The organism is Streptomyces sp. HSW2009 (assembly GCF_040240285.1).
GTDB lineage: Bacteria > Actinomycetota > Actinomycetes > Streptomycetales > Streptomycetaceae > Streptomyces.
The window spans coordinates 1-1,481 of record NZ_JBEHZD010000969.1; the positions used below are offsets into that span (position 1 = coordinate 1).

A 1,481-nucleotide genomic window follows, 5' to 3' on the forward strand; every position below is an offset into this window, starting at 1 on the left:
ATCGGACGGGTACGGGTTGGCGTGGTCGTTCCCGAGCCCGGCCCTGGGGCCGCAAGTGGGCCACGCACGTTCTCCCTGCACGCCGAGCACGCGCTCGGCGATGAGGATCTGCTGCTGTTTCGTCGCCTGGTGGGCATAGGGCGCGTACGCCTTTCCACCGAAGGAATCCCAGGTGCTCTTGGAGAACTGGAGACCGCCGTAGTAGCCGTTTCCGGTGTTGATCGTCCAATTGCCGCCGCTTTCGCACTGGGCGACCTTGTCCCACGTCGCCACGGTCGCGGCGGAAGCGGGCACGGTGGAGAGGGCGAGGGCCGTGGCGGCGCTGGCGGCCAAAGCCGCGCAGGCACCGATCAGTTGACGGCGCATACGGAAGAACATGGGTTTTCCCCCTGAACGTATCGAGGGGCCGGCAAGGACCGACCACGACGTGCGACGCCTTGACTTTCCGCAGTGAGCGCGGTGGAAGGAAGGGTTTTCGGGTGGCCGGATTCTGCCGTGTCACAAGGTGGCCAGGCCCTGTGTTCCCGTTCCACCGACCGCCTTCCATCGCCGTGCCGCGCCCGGCGGATACCGCCTGCTGATGGCCGGACTGTGACACGACCCATTCCGTCCACCCCGTAAGCCTTACGCACCGGCCGCCCTTGGTCGGAAACTGAGAAAGCGCCACGGGAATTCGCTCCACCGGCGTCCCCGGTGTGCCCGGCGCATACCGATGCGGGGGATAGACCCCTTCCGACTAATGCGCCAGAACGCCCCGGGCAATGGCCACGTCGGCCTTATCGAACCCGTCATCAAGCGGCCCACATAGGCCCTCTCTTCCCTCTGTTCAGACTGGAGTTTCCACCATGTCGAAATACCTTCACCCCCGTCGTTCCCTCGCCATCGCCGTGGCCAGCGTGCTGGCGCTCGGAGTCACCGCTTTGGAGGGCACTGGTACGGCGTCCGCCGCGCCTTCGACGGCCACCGTCGCCGCGGCTGGTGCGCTGGACAAGGGAAGCCCTGGCCAGGGGGCGCCTTCAGTGCGAGAGCAGGAGCGCTCGGTTCGGCTCGCCGCGGATCGGGTGACCCGCAGCGAGGCCCTCACCCGGGCGAGCTCATGGGTTGGCCTCGGCCTTTCGTACAACCAGAACGGCACGTACGAGGGGTACCGGCGCGACTGCTCCGGCTACGTTTCCATGGCGTGGAAGCTCGGCAAGCCCGGCCTGGCGACGCCCAATTTCGTACCCAGCGGCGCAGCCAGGACCATCAGCAAGGCCGAGCTGCGGCCGGGCGACGCGCTGAACAACGACCGTGCTGGCAATGACGGCCACATTGTTCTCTTCGAGGGCTGGGCCGATTCTTCCCAGAGCTCCTATTGGGGCTATGAGTTCAGTGGCTCAGGCGTGCACCACCGCAAGATTCCCTACCCGTACTTCGCCGGCAGCGGCACTTCCAACTACCGGCCCATACGGAACGTCAACATCGTGGACGACAACACTCCG

2 protein-coding genes are annotated in these 1,481 nt (G+C 66.2%); one reads left to right on the forward strand and one right to left on the reverse strand.

Annotation, left to right across the window (positions count from 1 at the left end):
• Positions 1 to 378: transglycosylase family protein (locus AAHZ94_RS33910; RefSeq protein ID WP_349997532.1), on the reverse strand; the 378-nt coding region annotated here is incomplete at its 3' end.
• 467 nt (positions 379 to 845) lie between these two features.
• Here AAHZ94_RS33910 and AAHZ94_RS33915 point away from each other — a divergent pair.
• Positions 846 to 1,481: NlpC/P60 family protein (locus AAHZ94_RS33915; protein WP_502964866.1), on the forward strand; the 636-nt coding region annotated here is incomplete at its 3' end.